Below are 15,793 nucleotides of genomic sequence, written 5' to 3'. Positions count from 1 at the left end.
GGCATGCTGCAGGAGAGCCAACTTGTTCGCTTTATTCGCTGCCCCTCGGGCCGCACTGCGTGCGTTACTCCGCTGCGCTACGTTCCTGCAGGGGTATCAGATTCTGCATGTCGCTGAACACGACGATTGGGGAGGCGTTTCCATTAGCCTAAAAACCCGGGAACGATTTGAGGTTTCCCTATCCAGCCGAGCGTAGCTCGTGGCTCAACACTTTCCCCTCCCCTGTTTCCTTTTTCCCGTCATTCCGGGCCAAAAACCCACCAGTTCCCATGTGACCACTTTCAGTCATTGCCAGCCCGGCACCGTAAACGCTATGTATGCCCTATAAACCCGGGTTAACGCTGAGGTCACAATGTCGAAATCTCTGGATGCACTCTGGGAAAAGGTGCGTGCACAGAAAACCCTGATCCCCTCCCTCTATGGCGACATCGATTTTGATGCCACCCCGGAGCGATTCACTGACGACATCAATGTTCGCAGTGCACTGCCGAGCAGATTTTCCGATAAATTCCGCCCGGACATTCTGGCAAACCGGGAAAAAGTGGAACGCGCCCGCGCCTACACCCTGCTCGGCGATGTGGTTGCCGATGCCTACGCGGCACTGATGCCGGAGTATGGATTTCGCAACCTGATCACCATGCTGAAAAAGGCCTGCGATGAAGGTCTTGATGCCGTTGAGAACCCGCCAAAGGAACTGGTGGATTTCATCCAGGCCATGGAGGACACCCCTGAGTGGGTAGACATGGCGCTGGTACGTGAGGGGGCGCGCCTGAGCCGTAACCAGATGGCCAACCTGGCCCCCTATGTGATCCGGGGCGCCTTTGTCGCCACCTTCATGAACAAGTACTCAGGCCTGCCAATGGCCATCACCGGCACCCTGGCCAACGAATCGGTGAACCAGCGCATTAATGAGACATCCAGTTTCTTTACCACCGCCACGCTGCCCGGTGCGTTGGAGCGTTTTGGCCCCGGGTTCAAGGCCGCAGCCATGGTGCGCCTGATGCACTCCATGGTGCGTTTCAATATTCTGAAACGCTGTACCCCTGATAAAGGCGGACCCTGGGACCCTGCCGTTTACGGTATACCGATCCCCCAAGTGGACCAGATGCCTGCCGGGACCATGCCCGCTTACCTGACCGCCTTCAAGGCCAGGCGTAAAGGCCGCACCGAGTTTACCCGCCAGGAACGTGCGATTGTCGAGTTGTCCCGCTACGAATGCTTTCTTCTGGGATTGCCGGAAGAGCTGCTGCCTGCCAGGGCGCAGGACATCATCGACACCATGCTTACCTACTCAGGGACCTTGCGCGAGGGCTATGACCACGAAACCTGTGGAGAACTGACCCGTGCCACGATGTCGGTGTATCGCCCCAAGACCAAATCGGTTTTCAACAAGCTTCACAATGCTGTGGAGCGCAGCTACTCCAAAGTCTTCTTCACAGAAGCCTTCCTCGGCCGCAAGGACAAATCCAAGGCGAAAGAGATGGGAGTGGAACCGCACCTGCTGGATTACGCCCTGTTCTCCGCAGGCAACCTGTTCATCCTGCCACGGCTGACCGCATTCCGGATCCTTCAGGATATCCCTGTCGTCAACAGGATGGCGGATAAAGTGCTGGTGAAACGCATCAAGGAGTTACTGGTGGAATACGGCCATGCCGAGTACACCTCCGATGCCAACCAGTACAACCCTACCACCAGGGAATCTGCTGCCTGAGAGGGGCGCAAAGCGCTTACCACCCACAGGAGAACGGGCAGCGGCCACCGTCACTGCCTTTTTTTACCCGAAAGAACCTGCGCCGCCGGATTACCGGAATAACATCAGCCTCTGCGACGGGAAGGTATGACGATTAGCGTACCGCAAATGGCACACTTGCAAGCTTGGGCAAGCGAGCCATTTTGCAATACCACTTCTTTCTTCGCGCCGGGGGATGATGCCTTGAAGTACAACGGTTTCAACCGCCCGGCGCCCATCAGCAACCGATGCAGCCATGAGGTTTTACTCTCCACTATCCCGGGAGTCATGGGTTCCTCACACTGAGGACACTGCATACCGGCCTCCTTGCCGCAGCCACCAGGGTTGGCCTAAGACACTATCAAGCCTGCATCTCACCAGCACACTGGTAAAACGCCCCGCTTTCTTTCATGTAACCACCAAGTCCGCTACCACTTTCATCCACAACGACAAAATCCACAGGCTGTCCTTCCGGAGCCGTATCCGCCACTACCGAGCCCGCTTCACGCATGGCCTGCTCGAGTCTCTCCCCTTCAAAACCCACTAACAGCGTCGGTTTTTCGTCTTCAGCCGGGTTATGCATCAAGCAAAGATACGCGGCCCTTACCGAAGGATGAGACGGCAGCAATTGATTCAGCGCATTCACCATGGCCTGCGGGTATTGAGAAGGTTGGCCAAGCAACACCTGCGTCTCCTTTTCTACCACCCGGGTCTGCGCCTGCTGGTTCATCCCCGTCTGCAGCAGCGCCTCAATTTCGTGGGGGACAAATTCTTTGCCATAGTCCGACTTGGGATTCAGGAAAAGCGTGGCGCCAAGGGTCATTTCAAACAGGCTGCGAGCGGGTAAGGCAAGATAGGTGGTCTCACTATCAATAGCCCGCTGCAACGCCTCAAGATGGGTAAAAAAGGGAATCACAGGCGTGCCGTCGGCTTTCTCCCAGTTCACCAGAGAGACCCCTGCCCCCTGCGGCAGTGTGTGATGTCCATCCTGCTCGCCCGGCTGATCGGTATGACCGATGACAAACACGTCGGCATTCATCAGTGCCTTGTAGAAGGCGGGGCGTTTTGCCGCTTCATGGGCGGCATCAATCAGGGCGGCATGGAGCGTATTCATGGATAACTCGTTGTATTGGTATTATTGGGCCGGGACCGCAAAGACACTGAACCCCGCAACTCGAATAAAATTCATTCTCTGTAAATGCGCGCCGCTTGTCTGTAAGACATGGCTTACATTGACCGAAAAACCCTCCATTTCCGCCACTTTTCTGCCACATCTGTTCACTCTCTTGCCTTACATCAAGGATTGGGCGCCCTGCAGGCGTAAAGTGATTGGAACCGTTCAATAAGGAACAAGGAGGTTGTCATGTTTAGTGAATCGGCTGTTGCTCTGGTAACCGGATCGGCCACCGGCATTGGCTATGCAACTGCAGAGGCGTTCGCCCGGGCAGGCTGCAACCTGGTACTCACGGACAAGGATGCCACGCGAGGACAAAACAGCGCGGATGCGCTTCGCGAATCCACAGGCAGGGACATCCTGTTCGTCAGTGCTGATGTGAGTGATCCACAGGACGTCAGCGAGCTTCACCGTCGGGCCTTTGCCCACTTCGGCAGACTGGATGCTGCCTGCAATAACGCAGGTATCGAAGGTATTCAGGCGCCCACTGCAGACTGCACCCTGGATAACTTCGACAGCACCATCGCAACCAACCTTCGTGGCGTCTTTCTGTGCATGAAGACCCAGCTCGGCATGATGGCTGAACAGGGGCATGGTGCTATCGTCAACATCGCCTCCGTTGCGGGCCTGGTTGGCTTCCCCGGCTTGCCCGCTTACTGTGCATCGAAGGGCGGCGTGGTACAGCTGACCAGGACAGCCGCGCTGGAATACGCAGAGCAGAATATCCGCGTCAATGTGGTCTGCCCCGGCGCCATCAAGACGGAGATGATCGATCGGATTACCGGCCAGGATCCGGAGGTGGAGACCCAGTTTGCCGGGCTGCATCCCATGAACCGGATGGGCACGCCCGAGGAAGTGGCCAATGCCGTGGTATGGCTCGCCTCACCACTGGCCAGTTTTGTTACCGGTCAGGCACTGGCGGTGGATGGCGGCTTGACTACGCGCTAGCGGGACGTTTCAGCCTGAAGGCAAGAACATTCTGTATCAGGACACCGAATCAGGACAGGAGGCAGCACGCGAGCTAAACAGGTAGTGACCGGCGTCATCTGGCGACACAAAGGGTGAGGCGGCAACGACTGCGCCGCCGTACCCGGGGGCCACTACAGCCCCAGGTAAGCAGCAATCAGGAACGCATCCCCCTGCCCTTCCTGCTTGCCGAAATAGCTCACAGGGTCACGCTGATCATCCTCAATGGAGCCCACCTCACAATCCACTGCGTACTTCTTGGCAAGGTCATTAAAAAAGGCCACCAGCGGTTTCAGCGCTGCCTTCTTCTTCACCGGCTGGCTGATGCCCAGCACCCAGTCTTCACACTCATCGCTCTGGCACTCATTCATCAGCGCAGCATTCGCCGCTTCATTCTCTTCCACATAGGCCTGCAGCGCTCCCTGGAGATCTGGCAGATTGCGCTTGAGCTTCTTTTCCTGCTTTTCATCAAGGCCGTCACAGGCCACAAGGAGGTAGACGAGCATGAAGGGATCCGGGGTTGGGGGTGTTGCGGGCCACTTTAGCACATCAGGAACTGCAGAGGGTTTCATCGCACGACAACTCTGCCCCCATGGCCCTGTCGATACCAGGTCAGCAACAAACGGGGGTTATACCGTGGGCGTTATCCTCGCCAGCGATGAGCTAATCAACATTCGCCGCCGAAATTTCCACATGACCCGATGCGTGTGACAGTAGCGTTATACCTGTTTTTGACTCGCTTACTGGATGCGCTATTCAAAAACTGGCGTTGGAGGTGTATCGGCCACCGCCGGCAGAGTGATTCCTTCTTCGATATCAAACCACAATAGTGCGCTGCGATCGCCCGGCTCACCAGCCGCCACTTCAGCGTTGTGCTGACTATCTGTCATCGCAATCTCACGCGCCAACTCGAAATTGTGAGTAATCGGATCTACGGCTATCACGCCCTTTCGCGCTTGCTCATCGATCCAGATTTCGATCGTCCTGTTTTCCTGGGGCAGATCCAGTAATCCCGCCGTTTCAATATTCCAAAAGCCGTCCGTGGAATCGCTGAGGAAAGGGGTAATCCTGTGCTGGTGCGTATGCCCACCAATCCAGGCCAACAGGTTAGGATACTGATCCAGTTGTGCGCGAACCTCATCTCGACCGACAAATCCGGCTGCAGACAGTACATCATTCACGCAGCCCGGCGGCCCGCACAAAGCATCAAACTGGCTGCTATAAAACGAATTGATGGTGTGATGGGAGTACAGGATAACCAGCTTGTCGCTATGCGCTTCAATCATGGACTTAAGCCAAGCCCATTGAGTGAGATCAAGGGCCCCCTCTGAAAGCCCGGTCACCAAATCATGCCCGGTTACACTCTCATCTGGCAGGAAAGCTGTGTATTCGTTGGTTTGAAAAATATCGTCATTCACGGTATTCAAAACAATATGCAGGATACCGCCGCTTAAAAACGCGTAATAGCCATCGTTTTCTACATCTGCATCACAGCGGCGGACCTCGTCGACGAAACCAAACCCGTGGCCGTAATCATCATCAGCGCTTCCCCCATTACAAGGCGTAAGATCCGCAAAGTGCATGCGTATCAGTTCATCTTCATGCAAGAAATGACGTCCGTACAATAAGGCCAGCTCTTGAAAGCTTGGCTCGATGGCAACATTGCCCTGAACCAACAGATCATGGTTTCCAATCGAAATAAATGAGGGCAAATCGGCACTAAAGCCCGTTACTGAATCGACCACCGTTTCCGGCAATGACGTGCAGTTGAAGGTCTGGTCGTTGAAGAAGTCCTCGGTACTTTGCGATTGACCATCCGGTTGACAGGAAAGTCCCGAAATAGGCCCCACCGTCGTATGGTGACCGTCGATAAGGTCGAGATAACGCATTGCCTCATTTTCCAATCCGTTATCAATGTTATCGCCAGTATGAATCGCAAATGCAAAGGGGTCATCCTGGTGCTCCAGGTTCACCACTTGCACCAATGAAGCCATGATTTCGTCTGCATATTCCTCTTGGGGTCGTTCTCCCCCAGTGGAGATGGTGGCTGCGAAGACTTCGTCGAGTAAACCCACGCGCATCGGGAAAGGGGCATCGTCATCTACAAGCTGCATATCGGTAATATGCATATAGCGCAGATTGCGCTTTACTCTTTCAAGAACGCCGGCTTGTGCCAGTTCCGTACGCTCCACAAAGTGGGCAAATCGCAGGGCGGGTTGCAACTCAGGAGGGATGGCCTCGGGTGGCATTACCGCAGGCGGCATTCCCACAGCCTCTCTAGCACCACCTTCCGGCAGTGATGCCGCGGGTGAGCTTGTATCGTCACCACCACATGCACCAAGAAATCCAGTCAGCAGCAAGCCGGTGGCTGTGCGAGATAGAACTTTCATAGGTAACTTTAGGCCTGCCATTTCATCCCCTCCTCATACCGCCGGGCGCAATTGCCCGGGAGCCTGGCGTCATTTGCAAACCATTTGCCAGAACCCCATTGCTGGCCCTTGTCATGAGGCATCACGAGAAAATTCAGCTATTGGGCAGGCAAGCACTGTCGCAATCTTTGTTTTTTGCACGACAGCACCAATATTATAATTTTTGACTAACTCGGCCGTATGCTTATCGTGGTAAATCTGTGGCGCATCCTTAACGCCTTGTAACCAACACTCCTCCCCCACATCGACCAATCTTGTCAGCGCTAACCTATTAACGTTACAGGGTTCCATTTCTCAGGCATGGCTGGAGACATATTTAAAGCGCCATGAATTCTGGACAGGCTTTATTTGAAACAGGCTTGAAAAAAAACAGCAATGACCGTTTAAAAACTCTGCTTTCTTCATTTTGATTTCTGAATCGGGTTATCAGATAACTCATGATGCCGTGACCAGTGGCAGCCCACAGATCAGGATAAGGTGTCCAGTAAAGCCGGGGAACTACAGTGCCCGGTGCCACTGCTTGCTAAATAAGCCACCCCGCTTCTTTCAGCTCTGGCACATCAATTAGCTAGTGTAAGCAGCGCAATTACGGATTGGTCTTTTTAATTTCATGGGCCTTAGCAGTAACCACCAATATTAACGACTGCAGGTTATCTTTTATTATATTGCAGAGCTCCACATAACTTCTCTTGATGGGTGTGACATAAAGAAAATACCCAAACGCCTAAATCAGGTGCGCCGTAGGCGTCACCTGGATTCAGTGGCTAGCTGCACATTCTAATTTTTCCTTATCAACAAGTTTTTCTGCTTTGCTGATATCAGAGCTTAAAATTTCTTTGAGTTGAGCAAGGTTTTTTAAAGCCTGGCTATCGACAACCTCAGCAGGCATTTTGATCCACCTTCAGGGTTGACGTAAACGTAGCCAACCGATCAGAACCAGGGCAAACAGAAAAATCCCTGGCAGGCCACCGCCACCACTACTTCCTCTGCTTGCAGGTGTCTCGCTGCCTGAAGACCCAGAGACAGAAGCTTTCAGCGAGAATCGCTCAAGTACCACCTCTTTATTCAGATTAAATGTCCAGCGGTAATGAACATCACCGACCTTTCCAAGGTAACGCCAGGAGGTGTCGGGCGTTTCCGGACTGGAGATGCTGGGCTCCATGCCACTTCCCCCCATGAAAGTTGCATGACCGCTTTCGAGATCCACTTTCACCATGGCGGAAAGAAACGGCACATCGCTAACGCCGTTCCACGCTGAGATGTTGACCAGAGCCTCTCGCCCGGTCAGGGCTTGAATGTCCACAGAGGTCAGAGACCAGCCAGCCGTCACCAGCACAGCCATGGAATCATTCAGTAATGGCTCCCACGACGCACCATCATCGATACTCACAAGCAAAGAGTCAGTGGTGGTCAGCAACAGGCCACCATCGAATGCGGCAAGGCTATAGGTCATTTCGAGCGGAAGGGAAGACACCCACTGCAACGCCCCTCCCCCTGACAGTGAGTACTGGTAAAAGCCATTGGCTTCAACGTCTCCCCCAATCGCCAGGTACAGGGTGTCACCCATGACAAGCGTCGGCATTGAGCTCGGCTCCACAGCCCCGTTCAGCAAGGGGGTAACACTCCAGTCAGCCTCTCCCACTTCAAGGAGCGACAGCACGTCATTATCGTGAAGTAGCACCAGGCTCGTACCATCAGCAGCCTTGATCTTGCCTCTTACGATGCCGCTGGCAGGGGTTTCCATTCCGGACTCGGAGCCGATCACCAAAAAGCGGCCCTCATCATCACTATTGGACAGGAAATAGGCATTGAGCAACTCCGCTTCACGGACAATCAATTCCCAACGATTCATTTCCTGATCAAAAGAAAGTGCAATGATCTCGGTGCTTTCCGACGCCTCGATGCCAGTCCCGACAGGTGACCAGACCTCACCATCGACAGTGGTCACCATGACAATTCCGCCTTCTGTGCTGATTGGAAAGACCAGCTCGCCATCAATCACAACCGGTTCGCTGAACGCATCGACCGGGAAAGGGAACTCGGTACCAGTAACAACCGCATCGCCATCAAATGAGAAGGTGGTCATCGGCAACCCGGTCAGGTTATTAACCAGCAACTTTCCGTTGAAACTGGTGCTGGTAATGTCCCAATTCTGAGGGCCTTCCAATCCGTCAAGCGAAGACACCAGGGGCGCTTCATCATCCAGCCTGACCGGTTCACCGGCAGGAATAGTGCCAGGGAACACATCATGCAAAGCGAGAGCACTCATGGTTTGATTCACCTGTAATCCCAGCGTGGAGAAGATCTGCACAGGGGCGCTGACATTATGTGGAGTGATGGTGAACGTGACCGTTCCCTGCGCAACATCGCCCATCGTCTCCGCTGTCGGAAATGCGGAGTAGCATGTCCAGTCAAAACCCTCTCGGGAAAAACTTTCCTCAAGGGCAAGGGCTGCGGAGGCTTGCAGGGTAAGCTCAAGCACAGGAGGTTCTGCAAGGTTGGAAGTAAATTCGGCATCAACCTCGTGTGTCCAATCAGCAGGCAGCGACACACAGCTAAGCGGATTGTACTCATCCCCCATTAGTTCCCCGCTAAATGAATCCGTCGATAGATGTCGTTCCAGCGTAAAGGAAGTCGCCTCCTCCACAGCATAATTGGTATCAACCAGCTCCCATTTGCAACCCGCGATGGCCAGCAACAGGCTGCTGGCCGCCAGAAAGCGCCCTGAAAATTGCATGTTTTCCCCCTTAGAATTGCTGCACTGCGTGACGAGGCGCAAGGCTCATCCCCCAAAGACAAACCTCTACGGTCACAGCTGGATTGCGAAAAAGATCAAATATATGCACTGCACACCTGTAAAGCAAAGACCCGAGACAGGCCCAAGTCCGCCCCTCACAACGATAACGGCAGTGATTTCTTTACAGGGAAGTGTTAAACCGGCCGGTTTCCAGAAAAAATCTGACCTGCTCAATCACCCGGACATTGCGCATCATGAACGGATGCGTCACCGGCAGGACAAGATGATCGTGCATACCTGCCACTTTGGTTCTCTCTACAGTGACCTTTCCGTCGTTAGGACCAGGCAGCATCGCGGAAAGCAGGAAGTTGATGGTCTGACTGCCGGCAATGACGCCGAGGGGAAAATCCACTGGGCCGAGCTGGATGGGCAGACTGTCGGGTGTGGTTCCCATCTGGGCACCGGCAGGACCATTGACCCAGCGAAACGGCGCCCACTGGCCCAGCCTGTCTACCACCTCGCTGCCCTGGTTTGGCGGTCCGAGCATGACAGTGCGCCCAAGACGCGGAAGTGAATGTGTACTGAGATACTGGCGCAGTAAAATGCCGCCCATGGAATGAGTGACGAAATGGACATCACCCTGCTTCGGGCAGCGCGCCAAAGCTGTCGGCAGAGCTTGAGCCGCCAGCTCTGGAATGGAGTGGCGAGTAGATGGGTAGCCCTGGTTAATGACCACATAACCGTCATCACTGAGGGCCTTCTCCATCTTTTTCATGGCCCGCGCAGTACGCGCCAGGCCATGAAGCAGGATGACCGCTCCCTTGTCCGGGTTGGGTTTCGCAGTCAACTGTCAGCTATCCACTGTCAACGGCATCACAGCTGATCCAGCGCATTTCTCAGACGCGCCACTGCGGCATCCACGTCGCCCAGCTTGTCCAGGCCAAACAGCCCCACCCGGAAGGTCTTGAAGTCTGCGGGCTCATCACACATGAGCGGCACACCTCCCGCGGTCTGCATGCCCAGTTTCACGAAGGCAGCGCCACTCTTGATGGCATCATCACTGGTGTAGGAAACCACGACACCCGGGGCTTCAAAGCCGGGAGCGGCGACACTGGCAAAGCCACGCTCCGCCAGCAGGTCACGAACTGCCATACCCAGCTTCCACTGCCGTTCCTTGACTGCCGTCAGGCCTTCACTAATGGTTTCCATCATGGTATCGCGGAAGCCGCGCAGGGCATCGGTGGGCATGGTGGCATGATAGGCATGGCCGCCATTCTCGTAAGCCACCATGATGTCGCGCCACTTGCGCAGGTCTGCCGCAAAACTGGTAGAGGTCGTTTCCTGCAGACGTTTGTCGGCCGCCTCACTCATCATGACCAGAGCGCTACAGGGGGAGGAACTCCAGCCTTTCTGGGGAGCGCTGATCAGCACATCCACACCGATGGCCTTCATATCCACCCAGATCGTGCCGGAGGCAATGCAGTCGAGTACGAACAAACCACCCACACTATGCACCGCCTCAGCCACCTGCTTGAGGTAAGCGTCAGGCAGAATGATGCCAGACGCCGTTTCCACATGAGGGGCAAACACGACAGCGGGCTTTTCGGACTTGATGGTAGCGACGACGTCCTCGATGGGCGCAGGGGCAAAGGGCGCGTTGGCGCGTTCATCCACCGGGCGCGCCTTGAGCACAGTTTCCGATGCCGGGATCTTGCCCATGTCAAAGATCTGGCTCCAGCGGAAGCTGAAGAAGCCATTACGTATCACCAGGCAGTGCTCGCCAGTAGCAAATTGACGGGCCACGGCTTCCATACCAAAGCTGCCTCCCCCCGGCACCACGGTCACGGTATCCGCGTTGTACACCTTTTTCAGGTTGTCTGAGATATCCCGCATGACCTGCTGGAATTGCTGGGACATATGGTTCAGGGAACGGTCCGTGAAGACCACGGAATATTCCAGCAATCCGTCTCGGTCAAAGTCGCGGGGCAAATCAGTCACGGGGAGTCTCTCCTGGCTTCTGCGCCGGCAAAGGGTCGGCGCTTTCATGTATTCGAATCACTGGATACTGGATTGCTCTGGCAAGCGCAAGTTTCAAGGGGCCAGGCGGTGGCAAAATGCACAGAAAACCGGTGTCTGGGGTCAATGATGCCTTGGGGGCATCACGCTAAGCTTATGCATTATCATTCTTGAGCCTGTGCAGGGGCTCACGCATACTATGCGCCCCTGAAAATACGGGGATCTCGGGGTAAACTCTTGTTTGCGTTCATTTTGCACAACGCCAACCGCAAGAGATTGTCAGAGCGTCCTCATCACCGCGATTATCCCGCGAGCAAGGTGACATGACCGAATACGTCCTGATACTGATCAGCGCAGTGCTGGTTAACAACTTTGTTCTGGTGCAATTCCTCGGACTCTGTCCGTTCATGGGCGTCTCCAACAAGATCGAGACTGCCATGGGCATGTCCCTGGCCACCACCTTCGTACTGACGCTTTCATCGGTGCTGGCCTACCTGACATGGGCCTACATTCTGGTTCCCTTCGAACTGGAGTATCTGCGCACCATCAGTTTTATTCTTGTGATTGCAGTGTCCGTGCAGTTCACCGAAATGTTCGTCAAAAAAGCCAGCCCATTGCTTTACCGCGTGCTGGGTGTGTTCCTGCCGCTGATCACTTCCAACTGTGCGGTGCTGGGTGTCGCCCTGCTGAACGTACGCCAGGAAGACGCCACTTTCATGTCTTCCCTGACCTACGGCTTTGGTGCCGCGCTGGGCTTTTCCCTGGTGCTGGTCCTGTTCGCTGCCATGCGTGAACGCATTGCCGTGGCGGATGTACCGGAAGCCTTTCGCGGACCCAGCATTGGTTTGATCACCGCAGGCTTGATGTCACTGGCCTTCATGGGATTCTCAGGGCTGATCAAGATATGAAATTACGCCAGACGCCTGATGCCCGACGCCTGACGCTGGCTCGGAGCCTTATGCCAATCCTCATGCCCCAGCTGCCACGCACTGTTTTTTCTCGTCCGGCTTCCCGCATCCAGCATCCGGCTGCAGACGGAGTCTGCCAATGACCGCTGTACTGATTGCTGTTGCTGCTCTGCTGGCGCTGGCCGCCGTGTTCGGCGCCATTCTTGGTTTCGCCTCCGAGAAGTTCAAGGTGGAAGGTGACCCCATTGTCGACCAGATCGACAGTCTGCTGCCGCAAACCCAGTGCGGTCAGTGTGGCCACCCCGGTTGTCGTCCCTATGCGGAAGCGATCGCCGCAGGAGAGGAGCACAACCGCTGCCCGCCCGGCGGGCAGGATACGGTAGATGCCCTGACCGATCTGCTCGGCCGTGATGAGCTGACCCTGGACGATGACGGCGCTGAAGATGCCGCCGTAGCCAAGGTGGCCTATATCCGCGAGGACGAGTGTATTGGCTGTACCAAGTGCATCCAGGCTTGCCCGGTGGACGCCATTGTCGGCGCCGCCAAACTGATGCACACCGTCATTGTGGATGAGTGCACCGGCTGTGACCTGTGTGTTGAGCCCTGCCCGGTGGATTGCATCGACATCGTTCCTGTGAAGCCCACCCTCCAGACCTGGGGCTGGAATCGCCCAGCCGGGATTGGCCAGCGCCCGGACAGCCGTATCGAGGTGGTAAACCTATGAGAGGCCTGACGCTGGACGCCGGACGCATGACGCAGCCCCCGTTCCACATCGTAATCCCCCTGCCAGCCTGGAGACAGCAGCCATGAGTCAGGCTCAGGAAACCAAAACTCGCAATCTGCGCTCTGTTTTTGCGCGTCTGGCGTTGGGCGTCAGGCGTCCAGCGTCTGTTCATGATTTCCATGGTGGCATTCATCCGCCGGAAATGAAGCACCTGTCCAACGGTACCGACATTGCCCCCGGTCCCCTCCCCGCGCAACTGATCTTGCCGCTGAACATGCACATTGGTGCGCCAGCCAAGCCGCTGGTGGAACCCGGTGACCGGGTTCTGAAAGGACAGATGATCGCTGAACCCACGGGTGCGGTAAGCGCGGCCATCCATGCGCCGACTTCAGGTACCGTGAGCGCCATTGGACCACGCCCCATTCAGCACCCATCGGGCATGGATGCCATCTGTATTGTGATCGATACCGATGGCAAGGATGAGTGGATTACCCACAGCGGCATGAGTGACTACACCGAGCAGAGCCCTGGCGAGTTAGTCGACATTATTCGCCATGCAGGCATTGCCGGAATGGGCGGCGCAGGCTTCCCCACCAGCATCAAGGTGAACCTGGGCGACCACCAGCGCGTGGAAGAACTGCTCATCAATGCGGTGGAGTGTGAGCCCTACATCACCGCCGATGATCGCCTGATGCGCGAGCGCGCCGACGAAATCATCACCGGTATTCATATTCTTCAGTATCTGCTGAATCCGCGTCGTACGCTCATCGGTATCGAAGACAACAAACCGGAGGCCATCAAGGCCATCAAGCAGGCCTGCAAGGGCTGTGACATCGAAATTCGGGTGGTACCGACCAAGTATCCCTCCGGCGGCGAAAAGCAGCTAATCCAACTCCTGACGGGCAAGGAAGTAAAAAGTGGACAGTTGCCCGCCCACGTAGGCGTGGTATGCCAGAATGTGGGGACGGCCCACGCCATCAAACGCGCCGTGATTGATGGCGAACCGCTGATACAACGCGTCACCACCCTCACCGGCGATGGCGTCGCACAACCCGGCAACTATGAGGTGCTGATTGGCACCCCGGTGAGCGACTTGCTGCACCACGGTGGTGTTGAGCCTGACAAACTCGGCCGCCTGGTCATGGGCGGCCCCATGATGGGTTTCACCTTGCACAACCCTTCAGTGCCCATGGTGAAAACCACCAACTGTATTATTGCTGCCAGCCCGGAAGAACTGCCCGAGCCGCCACCGGAGCAACCCTGTATCCGTTGTGGCTCCTGTGCCGAAGTCTGCCCGGCCAACCTGCTGCCCCAACAGCTCTACTGGCATGCCAAGAACGACGACCTGGAAAAGGCCCAACACCACAACCTGATGGATTGTATCGAGTGTGGCGCCTGCGCCTATGTCTGTCCCAGCCACATCCCCCTGGTACAGTACTACCGCTATGCCAAGGGCGCGGTCCGTCAACAAGCGGCCGACCAACTGAAAGCCGACAAGGCACGCCAGCGTTTCGAAGCTCGTCAGGCCCGTATCGATGCTGAAAAGGCCGAAAAAGAAGCCCGTCGTCAGGCACGGCTTGAGGCCAACCGCAAGAAGAAGGAAACCGCAGCCGCACCCGCGGTGGACACCGCGGCCCTGAAGCAAGCGTCACTGGAAGCGTCCAAGGCCTACAAGGCGGCGGTGAAAGCCGCCAAAGCAGCCGACGCCGAAGGCGCAGCCAATGCCTCCGAGCTGAAAGCCGAGGCTGACCGCCTCAAGGAAATCGCTGACAAGGCCAAGGCCGCTGTCCGTGATGCGGGCAATGCCGCACCGGCCGCTGCGCCCGCAGAAGACATGGTTGCCATCCTCAAGAAGAAGGTGGGCGATGCCTCCAGTGCCTACAAGGCTGCTGTCAAAGCGGCCAAGGAAGCCGAAGCCAATGGTGACGATAACGCCACCGCACTTCGCAATCAGGCCGATGAACTGAAGGCCAGCGCGGACAAACTCAAAGCCGAACTCCGTGATGCCAAGGCCAATGCACCGACTGGCGTCGCTGCCGTACCGCAAGTGGATCCGGTGGCCGAGCTGAAGAAGCAGGTTGGCGATGCCTCATCGGCCTACAAGGCCGCCGTCAAAGTCGCCAAGGAAGCCGAGGCTAACGGCGATGAAAACGCCAGCGAACTGCGCACCCGGGCTGACGAACTCAAAGCTGCCGCAGATCAGCTCAAGGCGGAATTGCGCGATGCCAAGGCCAATGCACCGGCAAGCCCCTCGCCTTCTGCTCCCTCCACCCCTTCCACCCCTTCCGCTCCGGCGCCTTCTGCCGACCCTGTGGCTGAGTTGAAGAAAAAGGTGGGCGACGTTGCCTCGGCCTACAAGGCTGCAGTGAAAACCGCCAAGGAAGCTGAAGAAAACGGTGCGGGCAATGCTGCCGAGCTGCGCGCTGAGGCCGACAGACTCAAGGGCGAAGCCGACCACTGGAAAGCGGAGCTGCGTGACGCCAAAGCGGCTGCCCCCGTCACCACCAAGGCACCTCCGGTCCCCACCGATCCGCCCAAGGTTCCCGAAGCCACCGCCCCGCAGTCACTGGCGGCCGTGGATCCGGAAGCTGCCGCCAAGCGGCAAAAGCGCCTCAAGGCTCTGAAGACAGCCTATAACATGGCTCACAAGCAATATAAGGAAGCCCATGCGGCTTTCGAGCGTGCTGAGCGCAAAGAGGAAGTCTCTGCAGACGAGCTCAATGACATGCAGCGCAAAGTCGACAAGCTCAAGCACAAGGCGGACATCGCCCGTGATGCCCTTGATGCCTTGATTGAAGAAGCCAAGGCAGACATTCGCGCACACACCGGCAAGGATCTCAAGACTCTCAAGCTGGAAGCGGCCCGGGCTGAAAGCGCACTGGCAGACAAACAGCTGGAACTCGAAAAACTGGGCAGTAGCAGCAGCGAAGAAGCGCTTGAAGCACTGCAATCCGAACTCAAGGCAATGGAAGCTGAAGCCCAGATTGCCCGCAAGGCGCTGAAGCAGGCCATGGAAGAACAGGGGCTGGTGGAATGAGAGATCGCCTGATGCTGACTGCCAAACGCCTGACAACAGGCACAGCCCCCTGCAGGAGCGTCGCTTGCGGCGC

The 15,793-nt window shown here is 56.3% G+C and carries 12 protein-coding genes; 5 read left to right on the top strand and 7 right to left on the bottom strand.

Annotated features, from left to right (window positions below; translation table 11 throughout):
• The first annotated feature begins 352 nt into the window (after window positions 1-352).
• Window positions 353-1,711, top strand: a complete 1,359-nt coding sequence (locus GFN93_RS10240; RefSeq protein WP_153501001.1) for an oxygenase MpaB family protein — start codon at window positions 353-355, stop codon at window positions 1,709-1,711.
• A gap of 379 nt (window positions 1,712-2,090) precedes the next feature.
• Here GFN93_RS10240 and GFN93_RS10235 read toward each other — a convergent pair whose 3' ends face one another.
• Window positions 2,091-2,843 carry an enhanced serine sensitivity protein SseB C-terminal domain-containing protein gene (locus tag GFN93_RS10235; RefSeq protein WP_153501000.1) on the bottom strand — a complete coding sequence of 251 codons (753 nt, stop codon included), beginning with the start codon at window positions 2,841-2,843 and terminating at the stop codon, window positions 2,091-2,093.
• A gap of 249 nt (window positions 2,844-3,092) precedes the next feature.
• On the opposite strand from GFN93_RS10235, the gene GFN93_RS10230 reads away from it, so the two are divergent.
• Complete coding sequence (locus GFN93_RS10230; RefSeq protein WP_153500999.1) at window positions 3,093-3,851, top strand: glucose 1-dehydrogenase; 759 nt, start codon at window positions 3,093-3,095, stop codon at window positions 3,849-3,851.
• A 152-nt stretch (window positions 3,852-4,003) separates the two neighbouring features.
• Here GFN93_RS10230 and GFN93_RS10225 read toward each other — a convergent pair whose 3' ends face one another.
• The 6 genes from GFN93_RS10225 to GFN93_RS10205 form a co-directional block, all read right to left on the bottom strand.
• A complete protein-coding gene (locus GFN93_RS10225) occupies window positions 4,004-4,375 on the bottom strand; it encodes a hypothetical protein (protein ID WP_153500998.1) in 372 nt (123 codons plus the stop codon).
• 246 nt (window positions 4,376-4,621) lie between these two features.
• On the bottom strand, window positions 4,622-6,280 hold the full coding sequence (locus tag GFN93_RS10220; RefSeq protein WP_153500997.1) for a metallophosphoesterase: 1,659 nt from the start codon (window positions 6,278-6,280) through the stop codon (window positions 4,622-4,624).
• Between the two features lie 775 nt (window positions 6,281-7,055).
• The gene (locus GFN93_RS17470; RefSeq protein ID WP_268885543.1) at window positions 7,056-7,187 is read right to left on the bottom strand and encodes a hypothetical protein; all 132 of its coding nucleotides are present in this window, start codon (window positions 7,185-7,187) and stop codon (window positions 7,056-7,058) included.
• Between the two features lie 12 nt (window positions 7,188-7,199).
• Entirely contained in the window at window positions 7,200-9,077 is a 1,878-nt protein-coding gene (locus GFN93_RS10215) for a hypothetical protein (protein ID WP_153500996.1), read from the bottom strand.
• Between the two features lie 139 nt (window positions 9,078-9,216).
• Window positions 9,217-9,882, bottom strand: a complete 666-nt coding sequence (locus tag GFN93_RS10210; RefSeq protein WP_235901784.1) for an esterase/lipase family protein — start codon at window positions 9,880-9,882, stop codon at window positions 9,217-9,219.
• 26 nt (window positions 9,883-9,908) lie between these two features.
• Window positions 9,909-11,033, bottom strand: a complete 1,125-nt coding sequence (locus tag GFN93_RS10205) for an aminotransferase class V-fold PLP-dependent enzyme (protein ID WP_328594507.1) — start codon at window positions 11,031-11,033, stop codon at window positions 9,909-9,911.
• A 341-nt stretch (window positions 11,034-11,374) separates the two neighbouring features.
• On the opposite strand from GFN93_RS10205, the gene rsxA reads away from it, so the two are divergent.
• From rsxA to rsxC, 3 genes are all read left to right on the top strand, one after another.
• A complete protein-coding gene (gene rsxA / locus GFN93_RS10200) occupies window positions 11,375-11,959 on the top strand; it encodes an electron transport complex subunit RsxA (RefSeq protein ID WP_153500994.1) in 585 nt (194 codons plus the stop codon).
• A gap of 139 nt (window positions 11,960-12,098) precedes the next feature.
• Complete coding sequence (gene rsxB / locus GFN93_RS10195) at window positions 12,099-12,683, top strand: electron transport complex subunit RsxB (protein ID WP_153500993.1); 585 nt, start codon at window positions 12,099-12,101, stop codon at window positions 12,681-12,683.
• Window positions 12,684-12,765: 82 nt separating this feature from the next.
• Window positions 12,766-15,720 carry an electron transport complex subunit RsxC gene (gene rsxC / locus GFN93_RS10190; protein ID WP_153500992.1) on the top strand — a complete coding sequence of 985 codons (2,955 nt, stop codon included), beginning with the start codon at window positions 12,766-12,768 and terminating at the stop codon, window positions 15,718-15,720.
• The last annotated feature ends 73 nt before the right edge of the window (window positions 15,721-15,793 follow it).

It is taken from the genome of Alcanivorax sediminis (assembly GCF_009601165.1).
GTDB lineage: Bacteria > Pseudomonadota > Gammaproteobacteria > Pseudomonadales > Alcanivoracaceae > Alcanivorax > Alcanivorax sediminis.
This window is presented reverse-complemented; position numbering and strand designations above follow the sequence as displayed.